Genomic DNA, 21,238 nt, shown 5'->3' on the forward strand with positions numbered 1-21,238 from the left:
TTGAAAGGGTGCCCCCACGGGGGCACCTTTTTTGCATGCGGGGAATGAATGCGCGGACGGGTATTGGAATTACTGCAACTGGGGGTCCGTGCGGCCGATCCGCGTGCGGCGGTCGATCGCGCCATGCCGGGGCTGATGGATGAGGAGGCAGGTTGGCACATCGTCGCAGTGGGCAAGGCGGCGCGTGCGATGACGCAAGCGGCGCTGGCCCATCTGCCCGGCGCACCCGCGCTGGTCATCACCAACCGCGGCAACGACATGCCATTGGCCGGGGCAACGGTCCTGCGGGCAGGACATCCCCAACCCGATCAGGACGGTCTGTCCGCCGCCCGCCAGCTCGAGGAGTTCCTGTCGGGCATAGGGCCCCAAGGCCGGGTTCTGGCGCTGATCTCGGGCGGGGGCTCGGCCATGCTGCCCGCCCCGGTCCGGGGGTTGGAGCTTGCCGACCTGCAGGCGGTGAACGCGGCGCTGCTGTCGTCGGGTGCCGATATCACCCAGACCAACCTTGTGCGCCAATCGCTGGACCGGCTGAAGGGGGGCGGCTGGCTGCGGCTGACCCCTGCGCCGGTGACGGCGCTGATCCTGTCGGATGTGCCGGGCGACGATCTGCGGGTCGTGGCCTCGGGTCCGACGGTGGCGCCCATTGGAACGCCGGCGATGGCACAGCAGGCGCTGCGGGAGCTGGGCATCTGGGACGGGCTGTCGGTGCGGGTGCAGGATGCGCTGGACCGCGCCGATGCGCCTCAAGACGTGCCAAAGGCCAAGAACATCCTGGTCGGTTCGAACGGCATCAGCCTGCAGACGATGCTGGATGCGGGCGGCCGGCAAGGCGCCACCGCGCTGACCGGCGACGTCGAGGATTGCGCGAAGGCCTTGCTGGGCGCGGTTCGTGACGCGCCCATCGGCACACCGCTGGTGTTTGGCGGGGAAACCACCGTGCGTCTGACCGGCAAGGGCATGGGCGGGCGCAACCAGGAACTGGCACTGCGCTTTGCCCGGCAGGCGCGCGACCTCCCCGGCAATTGGTGCTTTGCCGCCATGGGCACGGATGGACGCGACGGCCCCGGCGATGCGGCAGGCGGCATCGTGGGGCACCGCACGCTGACGGCCCTGCGCGATGACGGCATCGATCTGGACGACGTGCTGCGCCGCAACGATGCCACACCCGCGTTGCGGGCCGTCGGCGGCTTGATCATGACCGGCCCATCGGGCACCAACGTCGCGGATCTGGCGGTCTTCGTCCGCTACGCCTGACCCCAGCAGGAGCTTGGCCCCATGCATTACGCCTATGTCACCGAGGGCAACCGTCTGGTTCAGCTGCCGCGCGGCGGCGATCTGCGTCGGGCGATCTGGATCGATCTGATCCAGCCCACCGACGCCGAGATGCAGATGCTGCGCGATCTGGGCTTCGTCCTGCCGTCCCTGGCCGAGATGGAGGAGATCGAGCTGTCGAACCGCCTCTATCGCGAGGATCTGCTGGACTACATGACCGCCATGCTGCCCGGGGAGGTCGCGGGCGGGGGCCGCCAGTCGATGCCCGTCACCTTCGTGCTGTCGGATCGCCAGCTGGTCACGGTGCGCCACCATTCACCCAAGCCCTTCCTGACCTTCCCAACCCGGGCCGAGCGTTCGACCCTTGGCTGCATGACCGCCGACCGCCTGTTCCTGGGCCTGGTCGAGGAGATCGTCGCCCGCCTTGCCGACATCCTGGAAGGCTCGGGGCGGACGCTGGATGCGACCACATCGGGGGTCTTCGATCCGCGGGCGGCGGGGGCGGCCTCGGACGATCTGCAATCGGCGCTGCAGGCCGTGGGCCGCGAGGCCGAGACCATGGCCCGCGTCAGGCTGGGCCTGCTGACCATCGAAAGGATGCTGGCCTTCTTCACCGCCCTGATCGAGGATCGCCCCGAATCCAAGCGCCTGCGCCCCGTCGCCCGCGCCCAGATGCGCGACGTTCAGGCGTTGGAGGTTCACGCCGACTTCCTTGGCAGCCGTGTCAGCCTGGCGGTCGATACCACGCTTGGCATGATCAACCTGCAACAGAACAACACGGTGCGCATCCTGTCGATCATCGCGGCCCTGTTCCTGCCGCCGACGCTAATCGCCAGCATCTATGGCATGAACTTCGCCAACATGCCGGAGCTGCAGGCGACATGGGGCTATCCCTATGCGCTGCTGCTGATGGGGGTGACGACGCTTGGCACCTATCTGTTCCTGCGCTGGAAGCGCTGGCTGTAAGGGGGCGCGGACGCCCCCTACAGCCGTCAGTCCATCCGCTTGCCGTTGTCCTTGTCGAACAGGTGCAACGCATCGGGGCGATAGGACAGGTTCATGCTGTCCGACAGCGGCGCGTCCGAGGGCAGGGTGATGGTGATGCGCTCGCCCCCCGTCTGCCCGTGCACCAGACGCTGCGCACCCAGCTCCTCGACCGCCAGGACGTTCATGGCGATGGGGCCATCGGGGGTCACGGTCAGATCCTCGGGGCGGATGCCGATCTGGCCCGCATGGGCGGTGCCCGGCAGATGCGGGACCGCGCTGGCGGAAATCAGGTTCATTGCCGGGCTGCCGATGAAGCTGGCGACGAAGGCCGAGGCGGGCTTGCGATAGACATCCAGCGGCGTGCCAATCTGTTCGACCTGCCCGCCGTTCAGCACCACCAGCCGGTCGGCAAGGGTCATCGCCTCCAGCTGGTCGTGCGTCACGTAAAGCGAGGTGGTGCGCAGGCGCTTCTGAAGCTCCTTGATCTCCAGCCGCATGGCGACGCGCAGCTTGGCGTCCAGGTTCGACAGCGGTTCGTCGAACAGGAAGGCCGCCGGTTCGCGCACGATGGCACGACCCATGGCGACGCGCTGGCGCTGACCACCCGAAAGGGCCGCGGGCTTGCGGTCGAGGAACGGCCCGATCTGCAGGATCTCGGATGCCTGGGCCACGCGCTTTTCGATATCGGCCTTGGGGGTCTTCCGGTTCTTCAGGCCATAGGCAAGGTTCTGGCGCACCGACATATGCGGATAAAGCGCATAGTTCTGGAACACCATCGCGATGTCGCGGTCGGCAGGCTCGATCTTGTTGACGACACGGTCCCCGATGCGAACCTCGCCCTCGCTGATGGATTCAAGGCCCGCCACCATCCGCAGCAGGGTGGATTTGCCGCAGCCCGAGGGGCCGACCAGCACGATGAATTCGCCATCCGCGATGTCGATGTTGACGCCGCCCACGGCGCGGGTGCCGCCGGGATAGACCTTGCCAAGATTGTCCAGGGTGATGGAAGCCACGTTATTTCTCCGTCTCGACAAGACCTTTGACGAACAGGCGCTGCATGCCCACGACCACCGCGACGGGCGGCAGCATGGCCAGCATCGCGGTCGCCATGACCAGATGCCATTGCGGCAGACCGTCCACGGCATCCGCCATGCGCTTGATCCCCGCAACGATGGTGTAATAATCCGAGCTGGTCGTGATCAGCAGCGGCCAGAGGTACTGGTTCCAGCCATAGATGAACAGGATCACGAAAAGCGCGGCGATGTTGGTGCGCGACAAGGGCAGCAGGATGTCGCGGAAGAATTTCATGGGGCCCGCGCCGTCGATGCGGGCGGCCTCGGTCAGCTCGTCCGGGATGGTCAGGAAGACCTGGCGGAACAGGAACGTGGCCGTGGCGGATGCGATCAGCGGGATCGAGAGGCCAGCATAGCTGTTCAGCAGGCCCAGATCGGCCACCACCTGGAAGGTCGGCACGATGCGCACCTCGACCGGCAGCATCAGCGTGACGAAGATGCACCAGAAGGCCAACCCCCGGAACGGAAAGCGGAAATAGACCACCGCGAAGGCCGACAGGATGGAAATGGCGATCTTTCCGATGGCGATGGACAGCGCCATGATCAGGCTGTTGAACATCATCGTGCCGACGGGCGGCGTGCCGCTGGTAGACACGCCCGCGCCCAGCATCTGGCTGTAGTTTTCGACCAGATGCGGTCCGGGCCACATCGGGATGGTGCCCGACATGAAGTCGGTCGGGCCGTGGGTCGATGCCACGAAGGCCACCCAGACGGGCAGGGCGACGATGCAGACCCCCAGGATCAGCGTGGCATGGGCCAGAAGGTTCAGGCCGGGGCGGTTCTCGATCATCAGTAGGCCACCTTCTTTTCGACGAAGCGGAATTGCACCACGGTCAGGATCAGCACCAGGATCATCAGCACCACCGATTGCGCGGCCGAGCTGCCGATGTTCTGGCCGATGAAGCCATCGAAATAGACCTTGTAGACCATGATGTTGGTGGCCTGTGCGGGGCCGCCCTCGGTCGTGGCGTCGATGACGCCGAAGGTGTCGAACATGGCATAGACGATGTTGACGACCAGCAGGAAGAAGGTTGTGGGCGACAGCAGCGGGAAGGTGATGTCGAAGAAGCGCCGCACCGGACCCGCGCCGTCGATGGCGGCGGCCTCTCGCAGGCTGCCGGGGATGGATTGCAGGCCCGCCAGGAAGAACAGGAAGTTGTAGCTGATCTGCTTCCACGCGCTGGCAATCACCACCAGCATCATCGCGTCCGTCTTGCTGCTGATGTGGTTCCAGTCATAGCCGACCTGCGCCAGCACATAGGGCATGATGCCGATGGTGGGGTTGAAGATGAACCACCACAGGATGCCCGCGACCGCCGGGGCCACGGCATAGGGCCAGACCAGCAGCGTGGTATAGACGCGGGTCGAACGGATCATCCGGTCGACCGCAATGGCCAAGAGCAGCGCCATCCCCATCGACAGCACCGTCACCGAGACGGCGAAGATCGCCGTGACCTTCAGCGAATTGAAATACTCGGGGCTTTGCAGCAGGTAGGCGAAGTTCTCGAGGCCCACGAAGCTGGTGCGGGTGCCGAAGGCATCCTCGCGCAGGAAGCTTTGGCGGACGGCCTGTGCTGCGGGCCACAGGAAGAAGACGAAGGTGATGATCAGCTGCGGTGCCAGCAGAAGCCATGGCAGAAGCTGATTGCTGAAGATGGTGCGCTTCATCGGAAACCCGGTTCGGGAAGGGGCATCGCTGCCCGAAAAATGGCGACAGGGCCGCGCGGATCGCGCGGCCCCTTTCGATGTTCGACCGTTTTACTGGTTCTGGTTCTGGAACTCTTCCAGCAGGGCGTCGCCCCGCTCGACCACGCTGTCCAGCGCGCCTTGCGCGTCCTTGTCACCCGACAGAAGCTGCTCGAACTCCTCGTCGATGATGCCGCGGATCTGGACGTAGTTTCCGAAACGCAGACCCTTCGAGTTCTCGGTCGGCTCGTTCAGCGTGATCTGCTTGATGCCGGTATCGGCACCGGGGTTCTCGGCATAGAAGTCCTGCATCTGTTCGCCCGCCGCCGAGGTGATCGGCAGATACCCCGAGAAGGAGGCCCAGTCAGCCTGAACCTCGGGCGAGGAGAGATAGCTGAAGAAGGCAGCGGCGGCCTCGTATTCCTCGTCGGACTTGCCCGACAGGACCCAAAGCGTCGCGCCCCCGATGATCGAGTTCTGCGGCGCGCCCTCGACATCGTCGTAATAGGGCAGCATGCCGAAGCCCAGTTCGAAGTCGGTGGCATTGGCGATCACGCCCGCGCGGCTGGCCGAGCTGTTCATGATCATCGCGCAATCCTGCGAATAGAACATCGGCGCGGCGTTGTCGCCGCCGACCGGGCCGCCGTATTTGAACAGGCCCTCGTCGGCCCATGTCTTCAGGTTGCCCCAATGCTTGACCTGCACCGGGCCGTTGACCGACAGGCGGGCGTCAAGACCGCCGAAGCCGTTTTCCATCGTGCCGATGGGCTGGTTGTGCCAGGCGCTGAAGTTCTCGGTCTGGATCCAGCTGATCCAGCCGGTGGTGAAACCGCAGGATGCCGCGCCGGATTCCATGATCTTCTTCGAGAATTCCTCGACCTCGGCCCAGGTCTTGGGGGGCGTTTCGGGGTCCAGGCCCGCCTTTTCGAAGACGGTCTTGTTGTAATAGAGGATCGGGGTCGAGCTGTTGAAGGGCATCGACAGCATGTTGCCTTCGCTGTCGGTGTAATAGCCCACGACCGAGGGCAGGAAGGCGGAAGGATCGAAGCCTTCGCCATGTTCCTCCATCAGCTGGTGGACGGGAACGACGGCGCCCTGGGCGGCCATCATGGTGCCGGTGCCGACCTCGAAGACCTGCACGATCGTGGGCTGCTGCTTGGCGCGGAAGGCGGCAATCGCGGCGGTCATGGTCTCGGGGTAGGTGCCCTTGTAGGAGGGAACGACCTTGTAATCTTCCTGGCTGTCGTTGAAGCCCTGAACGATTTCTTCCAGCTTGGTGCCCAGTTCGCCGCCCATGGCGTGCCACCAGTCGATGGTCGTCTCGGCGTTGGCGGCCCCAAGCGACGCAATCAGCGCCACCGCGGATGCGGTGCTGTAACGGATCATGGTATTCCCCCCATTGGAGTTGCGATGTGATCACCGCCTAACTCCTCCGGACGACAATCACGCAACATTGATGTAAAGGGAATGTGACAGTCTTTGACTGAACGGTCAATCGTGCTGTCACATAGCGGCGCTTATCGGTTCAAGCCTTTGTAAACCGGGCAATAAGCGGTGCGATGGTGGTCTCGATGAGGGGGTTCAGGACCTTGGTCACGACGGGCAGCAAAGCCAACCCCAGGATCAGCCCGACGATGCCGTCGAAGAATGCCGTGGTCACCCATTCGGCAATTCCTGCGATTGCCGGAACAGCTTCGGCTGCGGCGATGGCCAGATGATGGATCGTTTCATAGGGCATGTGCCAGCCCAATTCATGCAGGCCGTGGACGATGATCTGTCCACCGACCCAGATCATGGCGGCGGTTCCCACGATGGTCAGCAGGGTCATCAGCTTGGGCATGATATAGACGATGCCACGCCCGATCGCTGCCAGTGCCCCGGTCCTGCCCTTGGCCAGATGCAGCCCAAAATCATCGGCCTTCACGATCAGCGCGACCGAGCCATAGACCGCCACCGTCACGCCGACCGCCACCACGGCCAGGATCAGTGCCTTGGTCAACAGCGCATCCGAGGCGGGAATGGTCGACAGCGCGATGGTCATGATCTCGGCCGAGAGGATGAAGTCGGTCTTGATCGCGCCTGCCACGCGCTTTTCCTCAAGCGCGGCACCGGGCGTATCGGTGTGCGTGTGCTTTTCGCTGTCGTGTGTGTCGGAATGGTGAAACAGCGAGGCGACCTTATGGGCGCCCTCGTAGCACAGGTAAGCCCCGCCCAGCATCAGCAGGGGCGTGATCAGCCAAGGCGCGAAGACCGTAAGCAGCAAGGCGATGGGCAGCAGGATGACCAGCTTGTTGAACAGCGATCCCCGCGTGATCTTCCAGACGATGGGCAATTCGCGGCTGGCGTCGAAGCCGTGCAGGTATTTCGGCGTGACGGCAGCGTCGTCGATCAGCGCGCCGGCCGCCTTGGCCCCGGCCTTGGCAGCCTGCCCCGCGACATCGTCGACGGACGCCGCCGCGACCTTGGAAATGGCTGCAACGTCGTCAAGAAGTGCGATCAGGCCGCTCATATGTGCTATCCCCTCAGGATGTGTCGTCTGTGGCACTTTGGGCGATGCCGTCTGGAAAATGCAACGCCGCCAACATGGTTCCGGTTCACCGGACAAGAAAATGGCCCGCGCATGAGGGGGGATGCGCGGGCCTGGGGCCGTCCGATCGGGGGAACAGAGGGCCCCGATGCCGCCGGAAGATCACATAGCGGGCAGCATCACCGTGTCGATGACGTGAATGACGCCGTTCGACTGGTCGACATCGGGAATGTTCACGGTGGCGACGTTCCCGTTTTCATCGGTCAGTTGCAGGGCGTTATTGTCGGGGTTGATCGAGGCGCTCAGCGTGCAACCGCCCAGGGTCGGGACGTCATGCGCACCGCCGTCGTCCATGATCATCTTTCCGATGGCGGGCGACATGGCATCGGCCGCAACGACGTGGCAGGTCAGGATCTTGACCAGTTTGTCCTTGTTTTCGGGCTTCAGCAGATCGTCCACGGTGCCTGCCGGCAGTTTCTCGAAGGCGGAGTTGGTGGGTGCGAAGACGGTGAAGGGACCTTCGCCCGACAGCGTCTCGGCCAGACCGGCTGCCTGGACGGCGGCAACGAGGGTGGTGTGATCGGCCGAATTCGCCGCGTTCTCGACGATGTTCTTGCTGGGGAACATCTCGGCCCCGCCGACCATCGTGTTTTGTGCCAGCGCGGGCGCGCTGAATGCGACGGTGGCTGCAAGAATCGAAGCGCCGACTTTGGTGAAATTGCTGAACATGATCTTCCTCCGGGTTGTCGTGCCGGACGCAGTCTTGCGCCCTGTGCCTACAATCACGCAGAGGTGGGCAAGTAAGTTGCACCTTCCCGCCATGTTTTTTCGTTCACGAACGCGTGAGGTCGGAAATGGCCACCACCGGCCCCGTCGCCTGCCCGGTCGGCGATCCGCCAAGCGGTTCATCCGACAGCGCAATCTTGACGTCCTCGGCCGGATCCAGCCCATCGGGCAGGGTCATGCGCAGATTGCCGTCGCGCGGCACGAGGCCGATGGAAATCGGCGCCGAGCCGTCGGGCTTGATCCACCAGATCTCCAGATCGCGGTCGTCGGGGGGCGTGCCACCCTCCATCGCGATCTCCATCTCGCGGCCATCGACGCGGGCGGCGACGCGCATCTCGCTGTCCTGCACCTGCAGTTCCGCCTGGAAGCCGGGCTGGGGTGCGGGGTCCTGGCCGGGCAGGATGAACAGCACCGCCAGCGCGGCGGCACCCAGCAAGCCGCCAAACGCGCCCATGGGCCCGCGCCACCATGCGCGGCGCTCGGTCGGGTCGTTGGCCAGGGGCGGGCTGGCATGTCCCAGCCTTTCGCGGACCGCGTGGCGGGCGCGCGCGGGGGCCATCACCGGGGTCAGGTTCTCGGCCATGCCGGCCAGACGTTCATGCCAGTCGCGCACCGCGCGGGCGAAATCCGCATCCTCTGCCATGCGGGTGGTGGCCGCCGTCAGGTCGTCACCCTCCAGCAGGCCAAGCGCCATCTCGGCCGCCAGCGCCTCGTCTTCTTCCTGCGGGGTCAGGGGGGCGTCTTCGGTCATTGGCTAACACAGTCTTTCAGGCGCAGCAGGCTGCGGCGCAACCAGCTTCGCACGGTATTGATGGGCATCCCCTCGCGCTGGGCGAGATCGGCATAGGTCACGCCTTCCAGATAGACGGCACGCACGGCACCGGCCTGCGCATCGGCCAGCCGCGCCAGGCATTCGTCCAGCATCCGCCGTTCCTGCGCCATGATTGTGGCCGATTCGGGGCTGGGCGCGTCGCAGGGCAGGGCAGCAGCCGCATCCTCGGGGGCGGTGCTGGGGCGCGACTTGCGGGCGCGTAGCTTGTCGATGGACCGGTTGCGGGCGATGGTGATCAGCCAGGTCATCGGCGACAAGCCGTTCGAGGCATAGCGCGAGGCGCTTTGCCAAACGCGGATATAGACCTCCTGCAAGGTCTCCTCGGCCTCGGGGCGGTCGCGCAGCACCGAAAGGCAGACCGCGTGCAGCTTGGCCGAGGTCGCGTCGTAAAGCGCGTCGAAGGCATCCCGGTCGCCAAGCGAGATGCGCGAGATGAGGCGTTCAAGCTCTGTCCTGCGTGCGTCGGTCAAGGGCGCCTGTCCTGCTGTGGGGATTGCAAAGGATTTCAGGGGTCACCTTAGGGTTGCTGCGGCAAGGCGTCAACGCGGCCCCGCTTGCACGTCCGGCACGAATGCGCGATCAATGCGCGGACGCGATGAGAGAGGCCGGACGAATGCTGGACATGAACGCCAAACCCACCGAAGAGATCGACCTGCGCGAGGTGTTCGGTCTGGACAGCGACATGAAGGTGAAAGGCTTTGCCGAACGCACCGACCGTGTCCCCGAGATCGACAGCACCTACAAGTTCGATCCCGACACCACGATGGCGATCCTTGCGGGCTTTGCCTATAACCGCCGGGTGATGGTGCAGGGCTATCACGGGACGGGGAAATCGACCCATATCGAACAGATCGCCGCGCGGCTGAACTGGCCCTGCGTGCGGGTGAATCTGGACAGCCATGTCAGCCGGATCGACCTGATCGGCAAGGACGCCATCAAGCTGGTCGACGGCAAGCAGGTCACGGTCTTCCACGAAGGCATCCTGCCCTGGGCGCTGCGCAACCCGACCGCCATCGTCTTCGACGAATACGATGCGGGCCGCGCCGACGTGATGTTCGTCATCCAGCGCGTGCTGGAGGCCGACGGCAAGCTGACCCTGCTGGACCAGAACGAAGTGATCACGCCGAACCCCTATTTCCGCCTGTTCGCGACCGCGAACACCGTGGGTCTGGGCGATACGACGGGCCTCTATCACGGCACGCAGCAGATCAACCAGGGCCAGATGGACCGCTGGTCGCTGGTCGCGACGCTGAACTATCTGTCCCATGACGCCGAGGCCGCGATCATCCTGGCCAAGAACCCGAACTACAACAACGAGAAGGGCCGCAAGGTCATCAGCCAGATGGTGACGCTGGCAGATCTGACCCGCACGGCCTTCATGCAGGGCGATCTGTCCACCGTCATGTCGCCGCGCACGGTACTGTCCTGGGCGCAGAACGCGCGCATCTTCGACAATGTCGGCTATGCCTTCCGCCTGACCTTCCTGAACAAATGCGACGAGCTGGAGCGCCAGACCGTGGCCGAGTTCTATCAGCGGCTGTTCGACGAGGAACTGCCCGAAAGCGCGGCCAGCATCGCCGTGTGACCAGCCTTGGCGGGCGGGCATGACGCCCGCCCCAACCATCCGACAGCCGCCGCGTGGGGAGAAGACGTGACATGAACAAGCCCACTGACAATCCCGCCGATCCCTTCAAAAAGGCGCTGACGCAAGCCACGCGGGCGATGGCCGACGAACATGAATTGAACGTCACCTTCACGGCCGACCCCGCCGGCATGTCCGGCGACACCATGCGCCTGCCGCAGATCAGCCGCCGCATGGCCCGCGACGAGGTTCTGCTGGCACGCGGCACCGCCGATGCCTTTGCCATGCGGGTGCGCCACCACGACGCCGCGACGCACGCGAAATACGCCCCCGCGGGGCCCATGGCGCGTGAGCTTTACGAGGCCATGGAAACTGCCCGCTGCGAGGCTTTGGGTGCACGCGACATGCCCGGTGCGCTTTCGAACATCGACGCGCGGATCGGGGCGGATGCCGACAAGAAGGGCTATTCCCAGATCAGCGCCCCCGCCGATGCGCCCCTCTCGGTGGCGGCGGGCTATATCGTGCGGCAGGCGGCGACGGGCCGTCCCTTGCCCCCCGGCGCGCAAAACGTGGCCGACCTGTGGCGTCCCTTCGTGGAAAGCCAGGCGGGCGGATCGCTGTCGGATGTGAACAAGGCGCTGGCCGATCAGTCCAGCTTTGCCCGGCTTGCCCGCCAGATCATCACCGATCTGGGCTATGGCGACCAGTTGGGCGAAGACCCCGACCAGCCCGAGGACGACGAGGCCGAGGATAACGCCGAGCAGGAGGAGGAAGCCGGCGACAACCAATCCCGCGATCAGGAGGAGAGCGAGGATTCCGAGGCCAGCTCGGAACGCAGCCAGGAACAGACGCAGGACGAACAGCAGGCCTCGGTCAGCATGGACGACCAGTCCGAGGACGAGATGTCGGACGAGGCCGAGATGCCCGAATCCGACGCACCCCCCGACCAGCCGCCCCCGGTCAGCGACGCCAGCCCCGATTACACCGTCTTTGCCCAGAACTGGGACGAGGAGATCCGCGCCGAGGATCTGGCCGATGAGGCCGAGCTGGAGCGGCTGCGCGCCTATCTGGACAAGCAGCTGGACCCCTTGCGCGGGGCCGTCAGTCGCTTGGCGAACAAGTTGCAGCGGCGCCTGCAGGCCCAGCAGAACCGCAGCTGGGAATTCGACAAGGAGGAGGGTGTGCTGGACGCAGGCCGCCTGGCGCGCGTGGTGGCGAACCCGACCATGCCGCTGTCCTTCAAGATCGAGAAGGATACCGAGTTCCGCGACACGGTCGTCACGCTGCTGATCGACAATTCGGGATCAATGCGCGGGCGTCCGATCAGCATCGCCGCGATCTGCGCCGACGTGCTGGCGCGCACGCTGGAGCGTTGCAACGTCAAGGTCGAGATCCTGGGCTTCACCACCCGCGCCTGGAAGGGCGGGCAGGCGCGTGAGGCCTGGCTGGCCGCCGGCCGTCCCGCCCAGCCCGGTCGCCTGAACGACCTGCGCCACATCATCTACAAATCCGCCGATGCGCCTTGGCGCCGGGTACGCCCCAACCTTGGGCTGATGATGAAGGAAGGCCTGCTGAAGGAGAACATCGACGGCGAGGCGCTGGAATGGGCGCACCGCCGTCTGACGAAGCGGTCCGAGGCACGCAAGATCCTGATGGTGATCTCGGATGGCGCACCGGTCGATGACTCGACGCTGTCGGTGAACCCCGCGAACTTCCTTGAACGCCATTTGCGCGACGTGATCGCCATGGTGGAAAAGCGCCGCGCGGTCGAACTGCTGGCCATCGGCATCGGCCACGACGTGACGCGCTATTACGAACGCGCGGTGACGATCACCGATGCCGAGCAGCTGGCGGGGGCGATCACCGAACAGCTGGCGGCGCTGTTCGACAGCGATCCCCGCAAGCGCGCACGCGTCCTTGGCATGGCCTCCCTGCGGCGCGGTTGATCTGCGTCCCGCGACGGCCGGGGGGCCGGCCCCCCGGACCCCCCGCTGTCGCGCCCTGTGTCAGGCGTGTTCCTCGGCTGCGGTTTCGGCCAGGGCACGGTTCAAGGTACGCAGCGCGTCGATGTGATAGACGACGCCGATGATCTGAGGTTCGGCCTCGGTTTCCGGATCGGGCTGCGACATCACCGGCAGGAAGGCGGCACCGCTGCGGTCAAATTCGCGCAGGGCCTGTTCCAGCGTCATGCCTTGGGTCAGGGTTTCCCCCGATGCGGCGATGTTGCGGACCAGGTCGGTCGCCGGGGCGGCCTCGCTGTCCAAGGCGCGCAGCACGGGCGTGATGCGCAAGTTGCGGGGTAGCCAGATGTGCGGCCCCTCGGCCAGGTGGATGCCGCGGTTTTCCAGCTGGCTGAAAAAGAACGAACGCCGCACCAGCCGAGATGCCAAGGCCGAGCTGAGCGAGATGGCGGTCATCACCGCGATGCCGGTCTGCCAGTCGCCCGTCATCTCGAAGACGATCATCGCGGTCGAGATGGGCGCACCCAGAACCGCCGCCCCCACGGCCCCCATGCCCGCGAAGGCATAGACGTCGACATCGCCCGACAGCGACGGCATCACCCCTGTCGCGATGATCCCGAAGGCCAGTCCTGTCAGCGACCCCATGACCAGCGCCGGTGAAAAGACGCCGCCGCCCATGCGCCCGCCAAGGGTGATGGCCACGGCGATGGCCTTGACCGCCGCCAGCAGCACCGCCTGCGTCAACCCGATCTGCCCCGAGAGCGCCGCGGCGGTGGTTTCATAGCCGACGCCGATGATATGCGGGAAGGGAATGGCGATCACGCCGAGGCAAAGCCCCGCGATGGCCGGGCGCGACCAGCGTGGCCAGCCGAGGCGCGCCATGATCGCGGTTCCCGTGCGGTCGGCGCGGAAGATGCCGGACATCATCGCCGCCGCCACAAGCGCGCAGATCAGTCCCAGCAGCATGAAGGCCGGAAGCTCGACGTAGAAGCCGATGTCCATCCGCTGGGGCAGGATGAATTCGGTCAGTCCGCCGAATTGCATGCGGTTGATGACGGTGCCCGCGACGGCGGCGATGGCGATGGGGGCGAAGGCGTGGACGGCGAAATGGCGCAGCACGACTTCATGCGCGAAAAGCGCGCCGGCGATGGGGGCGTTGAAGCTGGCGGCGACCGCCCCCGAGACGGCGCAGCCCAGCAGTTCCCGACCGGTCAGGGGGCTGGCCTTGATGCGCGTCGCAACGGCGGTGGAGATCACGCCCGCCAGATGCACGACCGGCCCTTCGCGGCCCGAACTGCCGCCGGTACCAAGGGTGATCAGCGAGGCGGCGGCGGATGCCAGCCCCTCGCGGGTTTCGACGCGGCCGCCGTCCAGTGCCGCGCCCTCGATCACGTCCGAGACGGCACGGACGCGCGCATCCGGGGTGAAGCGGTCAAGGATCAACCCGACCGCCAGCCCGCCCAGCATCGGCACGATCAGCACCCAAGCCCAAGGCAGGCTGCCCGCGGTGCTGGCCAGCGTCACGTCATCGGCGCCATAGACCGCCCGCTGCACCGCCGAGATCCCAAGGCGAAACCCCACCGCCGCGAACCCCGCCCCCGTGCCGATCAGCAGGGCCAGCAGCCAGAATTGCGCCTGGCTGGGGCCTCGGTCGCGCATCAGCCGCATGACGTCGCGCAGCCTGTTGCGCAGGGCGGTCAGGGGGCGGGCTTTCTTCGGGTCCGGGGCAGGTGGCATGGGCTTGTCCGCGATGCGTGACGGGGTTTCACCCGATCACATATCCAGGACCGGGTCCAGCGGGCGGGGCAATGGTTGCCATCATGGGGATGAGGGGTAATCTGCGCGGGCACGAACAAAGGAACATCCCATGCCCCTGCCCGAAAGCCTTGTCAGCGATCTGTCCACCCTGCTGGGCGCACGCTTTGCCACCGGGCGGGGCGACCGCGAACAGCACGCCGCCTCCGAAAGCTTCCACACCGCCCCGCCCCCCGATGCCGTCGCCTATCCCGAAACCACGGCCGAGGTCGCGGCCATCGTAAAGGCCTGCGCGGGCGCGGGCGTTCCGGTGATTGCCTGGGGCACGGGCACCTCGCTGGAGGGGCATGCCTTGGCCAGCCAGGGGGGCGTGACGCTGAACATGGGTCGAATGAACCGCGTGCTGGACATCCGCCCCGAGGACATGCAGGTCACCGTCCAGCCCGGCGTCACGCGCGAGGCGCTGAACGCCGATCTTCGGGCGACGGGGCTGTTCTTCTCGGTCGATCCGGGGGCGGATGCCAGCCTTGGCGGCATGGCCGCAACGCGGGCCAGCGGGACGACGGCGGTGCGATATGGCACCATGCGCGACAACGTCATGGCGCTGGAGGTGGTGCTGGCCGACGGGCAGATCATCCGCACCGGCAGCAGGGCCGCGAAAAGCAGCGCGGGTTATGATCTGACGGCCTTGTTCGTGGGGTCCGAGGGCACACTGGGGATCATCACCGAACTGACGCTGCGGCTGCACGGCCAGCCTGAACAGGTGGCCTCGGCGGTCTGCGGCTTTGCCGATCTGCGGGCGGCGGTGGATTGCGTGACCATGACCATCCAGTCCGGCATCCCGATGGCGCGGATCGAATTTGTCGATGCGCTGACCGCGCGGGCCTTCAATCTGAAGTCGGGCACCACCCTGCCAGAGACGCCGCATCTAATGGTCGAATTCCACGGATCGGAAAGTGCCGTCGCGCAGGACGCCGAGAACTTCGGCGAGATCGCGCGCGACTGCGGCGCTTCGGGCTTCGATTGGGCCACCACCCCCGAGGATCGCGCCCGCCTGTGGCGGATGCGGCACGGCGCCTATCACGCGGCCTTCGCGCTGCGGCCCGGCGCGGTCGGCGTGGTCACGGATGTCTGTGTCCCGATGTCGCAGCTGGCCGATGCCGTTGAGCGTGCCGCATCCGAGATCGAGGCCGCCGGAATGATCGGTCCCATCGTCGGTCATGTCGGCGACGGCAACTTCCACGCGCTGCTTCTGGTCGACCCCGAAGCCCCCGACGACATCGCGCAGGCCAAGCAGTTGGCACGCCGCATGGCCCAGCATGCGTTGACCGTGGGGGGCACCATCACCGGCGAACATGGCGTGGGCATCGGCAAGCGGTCCCTGATGCAGGACGAACACGGCGGCGGCTGGCAGGTCATGGGGGCGATCAAGGCCGCGATGGACCCGCAGAACATCCTCAATCCCGGCAAGCTGGTGCCGGATCGCGCGTAAAGCCGCGGCGGGCAGGGGAACCGCCCCCCCGGGGCGGCGTTGGCTGAAAAGATGAACACCCCAACCGACTTCCGCGGAGGAAACCATGTCCCATAACGATCAAGACCCCGGTCACGAGGCCCGGAACCACAAGCCTGCCGTGATCGCCATCATCGTGGCGCTGGTCGTCGCGGCACTGGTCTTCCTTGTCTTCCAGCCGGGAACGACCGAACCCGAAGGCGACGGCATCGCGACCACCGCCCCGCCCTCCGACACGCCGGTCACCGATGCCGAAGGCGTCACGGGCGACGACGAGGCACCGGGCTCTCCGGGGGCGGATACCCCTGCCGATGCCTCGCCCGAGGCCACGACCGAGGATTCGGCCCCCGAGGATGCCGCCCCCTCGAACTGATCGCTTCATCATGATCCATGCCACCCGAACGGGCCCGCCATGCCGGGCCCGTTTCTTTTGCTGCGATTTCATGTCTGACGGAGACGTGACCGCCAGCGCCCGATGACAAAGCTTCACGCTTTTGCGATAACGCGAAACAATGGCGCGCAGGAAGCGGCCGCGGTCGACGCAGAAACGATGGGGCAGGCATGAGTATCTTCAGGAAATTGCTGTTGGGATTGATGGTGGTGACATTCGCCATCTCGTGTTCCCGCACGCCCCCCGGTGGCGGTGGATATCGCAACGCCCCGGGACCGGGCGCGAACCCGCAACTGGGCGACAACCGCCCCCACAACTGGCAGAACGGCCACCCCTATGGCCATGCCGTCCACGGCATCGACATCTCACGCTGGCAGGGCGACATCGACTGGAACCGCGTGCGCGGCGCGGGCATCAGCTTTGCCTTCATCAAGGCGACCGAAGGCGGCGATCACACCGATCCGAACTTTATGCGCTATTGGCGCGAGGCGGGGCAGGCGCGCATCCCGCGCGGGGCCTATCACTTCTATTACTTCTGCCGTTCGGGTGCGGAAAACGCCTATTGGTTCATCCAGAACGTCCCGCGCGAGGCAGGCTCGCTGCCCCCCGTTCTGGACATGGAATGGTCCAATTCGCGCAACTGCCCGCGCCGTCCCCCCGCCTATGAGGTCAAGCGCGAGGCCGAGATCTTCCTGCAGATCGTGGGCCGCCATTACGGCCAGCGTCCGATCATCTATACCACGGTCGATTTTTACCGTGACAACCGCATGGGCGACATCCGGACCGAGTTCTGGCTGCGTTCGACCGCCGATCACCCAAGCCGTACCTATCCGGGGCAGCGTTGGGGCTTCTGGCAATATACCGGCACGGGGTCGGTCCCGGGGATCTCGGGTGATGTGGACCTGAACGCCTTCGCGGGTTCGGCTTCGGATTGGGCACGATGGTTGCAGCAACGCATGGTGCGGTAAGGCCGCATCGCTGGCTGAGGGTGGAGTTCGCGGCGCTCTATATCGGGGCGCCGCTGGCCATGGCGCTGTTTCTGCCCAAAGGCATGCTGTTTCCGGCGCTGGCGCTGTTCAGCATCGGGGGCATGATCCTGCTGTGGATAACGGGCGGCTTCAAATGGCGCATTCTGGTGCGCGGCTGGCGGCGAATGCCCTGGCTGGAGGTTGCGGGCATCGCGGTCGTCACCCTGCTGATCTGCTGGGCGATCCTGGCGGTGATGCGACCGGGCGCGCTGTTTTCCATTCCGCGCAACAACCCCGGCTTCCTGCTGGTCATCTGGACCTTCTATCCGCTGCTGTCGGCCCTGCCGCAGGAGCTTATCTTCCGCCCGCTGTTCTTCCATCGCTATGGCGCGATCCTGCCCGACGGTCGCGCGGCCATCGCGCTGAACGCGGCCATCTTCTCTTTCGCGCATCTGATGTATTGGTCCTGGATCGTCGCCTTCATGACCTTCTGCGGCGGCTGGATCTTTGCGCGCGCCTATCTGCGCCACGGTTTTCCCGCGGCCTGGGCGCTGCATGCGGTGGCGGGAAACGTGCTGTTCGCGGTGGGCATGGGGGTCTATTTCTACACCGGGAACGTCCAGCGGCCCTTCTGAGCGGTTGACTTCCCGCCCGTCCCGCGCTTTGTGCGGGGGTCAACAAATGGGGACTGATCATGCACGCCTATCGCAGCCACACATGCGGCGATCTGAAAGCCGCCAATGCCGGTGAAACCATCCGCCTGTCGGGGTGGGTCCACCGCGTTCGCGACCACGGGGGCGTGCTGTTCGTCGACCTGCGCGACCATTACGGCATGACCCAGGTGCTGGCCGACAGCGACAGCCCGGCCTTCGCGGCCATGGAAAAGCTGCGCGCCGAAACGGTCATCCGCATCGACGGCCGCGTGAAGCTGCGCGACGCGTCGCTGGTCAACCCCAAGCTGCCCACCGGCGAGATCGAGGTCTATGCGACCGAGCTGGAGGTTCTGGGTGCAGCCGACGAGCTGCCCCTGCCGGTCTTCGGTGATCAGGATTACCCCGAAGAGACGCGCCTGGCCTATCGCTTCCTGGACCTGCGCCGCGACAGCCTGCACAACAACATCATGCTGCGGTCCAAGGTCATCCGCTCGATCCGCAACCGCATGTGGGACCAGAACTTCACCGAGTTCCAGACCCCGATCATCACCGCGTCCAGCCCCGAAGGCGCGCGCGACTTCCTGGTGCCCTCGCGCCTGCATCCGGGCAAGTTCTATGCCCTGCCGCAGGCCCCGCAGCAGTTCAAGCAGCTGATCATGGTCGCTGGCTTCGACAAGTATTTCCAGATCGCGCCCTGCTTCCGCGACGAAGACCCGCGCGCCGACCGCAGCCCGACGGACTTCTATCAGCTGGACATGGAGATGTCCTTCGTCAGCCAGGAAGACGTCTTCGCCAACGTCCAGCCCGTCATCCAGGGCCTGTTCGAGGAATTCGGCGGCGGTCGCCGCGTCGATGCCGAATGGCCGCTGATCCCCTATGCGGAATCGCTGCTGAAATACGGCACCGACAAGCCCGACCTGCGCAACCCGATCGAGATGCAGGTGGTCAGCGACCATTTCCGCGGCTCGGGCTTCGGCATCTTCGCCAAGCTGCTGGAACAGGACGGGACCGAGGTTCGCGCCATCCCCGCGCCCACCGGCGGCAGCCGCAAGTTCGCCGACCGCATGAACGCCTTTGCCCAACAGCAGGGTCTGCCCGGCATGGGCTATATCATCTGGCGCAAGGCCGAGGACGGCAGCACCGAAGCCGCAGGTCCCATCGCCAAGGCGCTTGGTGTCGAAAAGACCGAAGCCATCCGCGAACAGCTGGGTCTGGCCCAAGGCGACGCGGCCTTCTTCATGGGCGGCAAGCCCGAAAGCTTCGAAGGTGTCGCGGGCCGCGCCCGCACCGAGATCGGCCGCGAATTGGGCCTGATCGACGAAAACCAGTTCAAATTCGCCTGGATCGTCGATTTCCCGATGTACGAGAAGACCGACGACGGCAAGATCGACTTCAGCCACAACCCGTTCAGCATGCCGCAGGGCGGGATGGAGGCGCTGGAAGGCGATCCGCTGAAGGTGCTGGGCTATCAGTACGACCTGGCCTGCAACGGCTACGAACTGATCAGCGGCGCGATCCGCAACCACAAGCCCGAGATCATGTTCAAGGCCTTCGAACTGGCAGGCTATCCGGCATCCGAGGTCGAAAAGCGCTTTGGCGGCATGGTCAAGGCGTTCCGCTATGGCGCGCCTCCGCACGGGGGCTGTGCTGCGGGCATCGACCGCATCGTGATGCTGCTGGCGGACGAACAGAACATCCGCGAGGTGATCATGTTCCCGATGAACCAGCGCGCCGAAGACCTGATGATGGGCGCCCCGTCCGAGCCCACGAACGAGCAGATGCGCGATCTTCGTCTGCGCGCCTTGCCGAAAGAGTGAACTGACAGGCGGGCCCTCGCATGGCAGGATGCTGCGCAGCAGCACCCTGTCCGGAGCCCGCCTTCATGCCCTTGCCCTACGAACAGCTTGCCGCCATCCGGCTTGGCTTCGGCCTGTCGCCGCGCGGCCAGCTGCCCTCCGACCCCGCGCAGGTGGCGCGGCTGGTCGCGGAATCTGGTCCCGAACCCAACGGCATCACGCTGGACAAGCTGCGCGAATGGCAGAGCGAGGGGAAAGCGCTGGCCCAGAAAGCCCGCAACGGCACCAAGGAACAGAACAAGGCCAGCCGCATGCACAAGCAGCGGATGCGCGCGCTGTTTCAGGCCGCCGTCCTGCGCCGCTTTGCCCGCGCGGTCGATGACCCGACGGGCTTCGGCGAAAGATTGGTCTGGTTCTGGGCCGATCACTTCACCGTCACGGGCGGCAGCATCTATTACAACCTGATGTCGGATGCGATCGTTCAGGACGCCATCCGCCCGCATCTGGCGGGCAAGTTCGCCGACATGATGTTCGCCGCCGAAACGCATCCCGCGATGCTGCGATACTTGGACCAGACGCGATCAGTGGGGCCGAACTCGGTGATCGCCAAGCAGAAGCCCGACAAGGCGCTTGGCCTGAACGAGAACCTGGCGCGTGAGATGATCGAGCTGCACAGCATGGGCGTCGGTGCGGATTACACCCAGAAGGACGTCGAGGAACTGGCCGAGCTGCTGACCGGCCTGACCTACAACCCGCGCCAGCCCACCGTCTTTCGCGCCCGCCGCGCCGAACCCGGCGCCGAGACGGTGCTGGGGGAAACCTATGGCGGCAAGGGCAAGGCCTCGATGGGGGACATCCGCGCGGTGATCGCCAACTTGGCCACGCAGGAGGCGACGGCCCGTCATATCGCACGCAAGATGGCCGTGCATTTCGTCGCCGACGATCCGCCGCAGGGGCTGGTCGACCGGCTGGCCGGGGTGTTTTTGGACACGGGCGGCGATCTGGGCGCGATGAACCTGGCCTTGGCCGAGGCGCCCGAGCTGGAAGAGAACCTGCGCAGCAAGATGCGCCAGCCGTTCGAATTTCTAGTTGCCTCGATGCGCGGGTTGGGGATGACCGGCCAGCAGATCGATGCCCTGCGTCCCGCCGCGCTGCACCGCCACCTGCTGAACCCGATGGCGATCATGGGCCAGCCCTGGGCCGCCCCAGATGGTCCAGACGGCTGGCCCGAGAGGGCCGAGGATTGGGCCAGCCCCCAAGGCATCGCCATGCGCATCAACTGGGCCATGACCAGTCCGCCCGAACTGCTGGGCCAGCTGCCCGACGCGCGCGACCTGCTGCGCGATGCGCTTGGCGATACCGCCTCCGAGGCCGTCGCTTGGGCGGTTCCGCGCGCCGAAAGCAACCCCGAGGGCGTGGCGCTGGTCCTCGCCTCGGCCGACTTCAACAGAAGGTGACG

General features: G+C 65.8%; 19 protein-coding genes. 10 read left to right on the top strand and 9 right to left on the bottom strand.

All coding sequences use genetic code 11. The annotated features are described in order from the left end of the window. The first annotated feature begins 63 nt into the window (after window positions 1-63). Both DDE75_RS03700 and DDE75_RS03705 read left to right on the top strand, forming a co-directional pair. Window positions 64-1,254 carry a glycerate kinase type-2 family protein gene (locus DDE75_RS03700; protein WP_245894608.1) on the top strand — a complete coding sequence of 397 codons (1,191 nt, stop codon included), beginning with the start codon at window positions 64-66 and terminating at the stop codon, window positions 1,252-1,254. 21 nt (window positions 1,255-1,275) lie between these two features. Further along, a complete protein-coding gene (locus DDE75_RS03705; RefSeq protein WP_108501046.1) occupies window positions 1,276-2,238 on the top strand; it encodes a magnesium transporter CorA family protein in 963 nt (320 codons plus the stop codon). Window positions 2,239-2,264: 26 nt separating this feature from the next. Here the strand turns inward: DDE75_RS03705 and DDE75_RS03710 are convergent, their stop codons facing one another. The 8 genes from DDE75_RS03710 to DDE75_RS03745 form a co-directional block, all read right to left on the bottom strand. Next, window positions 2,265-3,272: a sn-glycerol-3-phosphate import ATP-binding protein UgpC gene (locus DDE75_RS03710; protein WP_108501047.1), complete on the bottom strand. Its 1,008-nt coding sequence runs from the start codon at window positions 3,270-3,272 to the stop codon at window positions 2,265-2,267. Window position 3,273: 1 nt separating this feature from the next. After that, the gene (gene ugpE / locus DDE75_RS03715; RefSeq protein ID WP_072295297.1) at window positions 3,274-4,122 is read right to left on the bottom strand and encodes a sn-glycerol-3-phosphate ABC transporter permease UgpE; all 849 of its coding nucleotides are present in this window, start codon (window positions 4,120-4,122) and stop codon (window positions 3,274-3,276) included. Next, entirely contained in the window at window positions 4,122-5,000 is an 879-nt protein-coding gene (gene ugpA / locus DDE75_RS03720) for a sn-glycerol-3-phosphate ABC transporter permease UgpA (protein ID WP_108501048.1), read from the bottom strand. The genes ugpE and ugpA overlap by 1 nt, the downstream gene beginning before the upstream one ends. Window positions 5,001-5,090: 90 nt before the next feature. Further along, window positions 5,091-6,404, bottom strand: coding sequence for a sn-glycerol-3-phosphate ABC transporter substrate-binding protein UgpB (ugpB, locus tag DDE75_RS03725; protein ID WP_108501049.1), 1,314 nt, complete (start codon window positions 6,402-6,404; stop codon window positions 5,091-5,093). A 139-nt stretch (window positions 6,405-6,543) separates the two neighbouring features. Then, window positions 6,544-7,527, bottom strand: a complete 984-nt coding sequence (locus tag DDE75_RS03730; protein WP_108501050.1) for a DUF808 domain-containing protein — start codon at window positions 7,525-7,527, stop codon at window positions 6,544-6,546. A 180-nt stretch (window positions 7,528-7,707) separates the two neighbouring features. Further along, a complete protein-coding gene (locus DDE75_RS03735) occupies window positions 7,708-8,274 on the bottom strand; it encodes a fasciclin domain-containing protein (RefSeq protein ID WP_108501051.1) in 567 nt (188 codons plus the stop codon). A 103-nt stretch (window positions 8,275-8,377) separates the two neighbouring features. Beyond that, a complete protein-coding gene (locus tag DDE75_RS03740) occupies window positions 8,378-9,082 on the bottom strand; it encodes an anti-sigma factor (protein WP_108501052.1) in 705 nt (234 codons plus the stop codon). Further along, window positions 9,079-9,633, bottom strand: a complete 555-nt coding sequence (locus DDE75_RS03745) for a sigma-70 family RNA polymerase sigma factor (protein ID WP_108501053.1) — start codon at window positions 9,631-9,633, stop codon at window positions 9,079-9,081. Before DDE75_RS03745 ends, DDE75_RS03740 begins: the two co-directional genes overlap by 4 nt. A 143-nt stretch (window positions 9,634-9,776) precedes the next feature. Here DDE75_RS03745 and cobS point away from each other — a divergent pair, with 143 nt between their 5' ends. Together cobS and cobT are read left to right on the top strand one after the other, a co-directional pair. Further along, window positions 9,777-10,748, top strand: a complete 972-nt coding sequence (gene cobS, locus DDE75_RS03750) for a cobaltochelatase subunit CobS (protein ID WP_108501054.1) — start codon at window positions 9,777-9,779, stop codon at window positions 10,746-10,748. A 71-nt stretch (window positions 10,749-10,819) separates the two neighbouring features. Continuing rightward, window positions 10,820-12,691 carry a cobaltochelatase subunit CobT gene (gene cobT / locus DDE75_RS03755; protein WP_108501055.1) on the top strand — a complete coding sequence of 624 codons (1,872 nt, stop codon included), beginning with the start codon at window positions 10,820-10,822 and terminating at the stop codon, window positions 12,689-12,691. Between the two features lie 60 nt (window positions 12,692-12,751). Here the strand turns inward: cobT and DDE75_RS03760 are convergent, their stop codons facing one another. Beyond that, window positions 12,752-14,443, bottom strand: coding sequence for a chloride channel protein (locus DDE75_RS03760; protein ID WP_108501056.1), 1,692 nt, complete (start codon window positions 14,441-14,443; stop codon window positions 12,752-12,754). Between the two features lie 130 nt (window positions 14,444-14,573). Between DDE75_RS03760 and DDE75_RS03765 the strand changes: the two genes are divergently transcribed. The 6 genes from DDE75_RS03765 to DDE75_RS03790 all read left to right on the top strand — a co-directional run bounded on the left by DDE75_RS03765 (window position 14,574) and on the right by DDE75_RS03790 (window position 21,236). Next, window positions 14,574-15,953 carry an FAD-binding oxidoreductase gene (locus tag DDE75_RS03765; RefSeq protein WP_108501057.1) on the top strand — a complete coding sequence of 460 codons (1,380 nt, stop codon included), beginning with the start codon at window positions 14,574-14,576 and terminating at the stop codon, window positions 15,951-15,953. 85 nt (window positions 15,954-16,038) lie between these two features. Next, on the top strand, window positions 16,039-16,344 hold the full coding sequence (locus DDE75_RS03770) for a hypothetical protein (RefSeq protein WP_108501058.1): 306 nt from the start codon (window positions 16,039-16,041) through the stop codon (window positions 16,342-16,344). A gap of 188 nt (window positions 16,345-16,532) precedes the next feature. Further along, complete coding sequence (locus DDE75_RS03775) at window positions 16,533-17,330, top strand: glycoside hydrolase family 25 protein (protein WP_108501059.1); 798 nt, start codon at window positions 16,533-16,535, stop codon at window positions 17,328-17,330. After that, window positions 17,303-17,965 (top strand): type II CAAX prenyl endopeptidase Rce1 family protein, encoded by a 663-nt coding sequence (locus tag DDE75_RS03780; RefSeq protein WP_108501060.1) that lies wholly within the window; start codon window positions 17,303-17,305, stop codon window positions 17,963-17,965. The genes DDE75_RS03775 and DDE75_RS03780 overlap by 28 nt, the downstream gene beginning before the upstream one ends. A gap of 59 nt (window positions 17,966-18,024) precedes the next feature. Further along, window positions 18,025-19,800: an aspartate--tRNA ligase gene (aspS, locus tag DDE75_RS03785; RefSeq protein WP_108501061.1), complete on the top strand. Its 1,776-nt coding sequence runs from the start codon at window positions 18,025-18,027 to the stop codon at window positions 19,798-19,800. Between the two features lie 65 nt (window positions 19,801-19,865). Beyond that, on the top strand, window positions 19,866-21,236 hold the full coding sequence (locus tag DDE75_RS03790) for a DUF1800 domain-containing protein (protein ID WP_108501062.1): 1,371 nt from the start codon (window positions 19,866-19,868) through the stop codon (window positions 21,234-21,236). The last annotated feature ends 2 nt before the right edge of the window (window positions 21,237-21,238 follow it).

Origin of the sequence: Paracoccus indicus (assembly GCF_003056335.1) — a bacterium.
Lineage (GTDB): Bacteria > Pseudomonadota > Alphaproteobacteria > Rhodobacterales > Rhodobacteraceae > Paracoccus > Paracoccus indicus.

Bases quoted from the DNA above. Each gene is read 5' to 3' on its own strand.
- DDE75_RS03735 (WP_108501051.1), bottom strand. From the start codon at position 8,274: ATGTTCAGCAATTTCACCAAAGTCGGCGCTTCGATTCTTGCAGCCACC.
- DDE75_RS03775 (WP_108501059.1), top strand. From the start codon at position 16,533: ATGAGTATCTTCAGGAAATTGCTGTTGGGATTGATGGTGGTGACATTC.
- DDE75_RS03740 (WP_108501052.1), bottom strand. From the start codon at position 9,082: ATGACCGAAGACGCCCCCCTGACCCCGCAGGAAGAAGACGAGGCGCTG.
- cobT (WP_108501055.1), top strand. From the start codon at position 10,820: ATGAACAAGCCCACTGACAATCCCGCCGATCCCTTCAAAAAGGCGCTG.
- DDE75_RS03705 (WP_108501046.1), top strand. From the start codon at position 1,276: ATGCATTACGCCTATGTCACCGAGGGCAACCGTCTGGTTCAGCTGCCG.
- DDE75_RS03790 (WP_108501062.1), top strand. From the start codon at position 19,866: ATGCCCTTGCCCTACGAACAGCTTGCCGCCATCCGGCTTGGCTTCGGC.
- DDE75_RS03760 (WP_108501056.1), bottom strand. From the start codon at position 14,443: ATGCCACCTGCCCCGGACCCGAAGAAAGCCCGCCCCCTGACCGCCCTG.
- DDE75_RS03730 (WP_108501050.1), bottom strand. From the start codon at position 7,527: ATGAGCGGCCTGATCGCACTTCTTGACGACGTTGCAGCCATTTCCAAG.
- DDE75_RS03780 (WP_108501060.1), top strand. From the start codon at position 17,303: ATGGTTGCAGCAACGCATGGTGCGGTAAGGCCGCATCGCTGGCTGAGG.
- ugpB (WP_108501049.1), bottom strand. From the start codon at position 6,404: ATGATCCGTTACAGCACCGCATCCGCGGTGGCGCTGATTGCGTCGCTT.
- DDE75_RS03765 (WP_108501057.1), top strand. From the start codon at position 14,574: ATGCCCCTGCCCGAAAGCCTTGTCAGCGATCTGTCCACCCTGCTGGGC.
- DDE75_RS03770 (WP_108501058.1), top strand. From the start codon at position 16,039: ATGTCCCATAACGATCAAGACCCCGGTCACGAGGCCCGGAACCACAAG.
- ugpE (WP_072295297.1), bottom strand. From the start codon at position 4,122: ATGATCGAGAACCGCCCCGGCCTGAACCTTCTGGCCCATGCCACGCTG.
- cobS (WP_108501054.1), top strand. From the start codon at position 9,777: ATGCTGGACATGAACGCCAAACCCACCGAAGAGATCGACCTGCGCGAG.
- aspS (WP_108501061.1), top strand. From the start codon at position 18,025: ATGCACGCCTATCGCAGCCACACATGCGGCGATCTGAAAGCCGCCAAT.
- ugpA (WP_108501048.1), bottom strand. From the start codon at position 5,000: ATGAAGCGCACCATCTTCAGCAATCAGCTTCTGCCATGGCTTCTGCTG.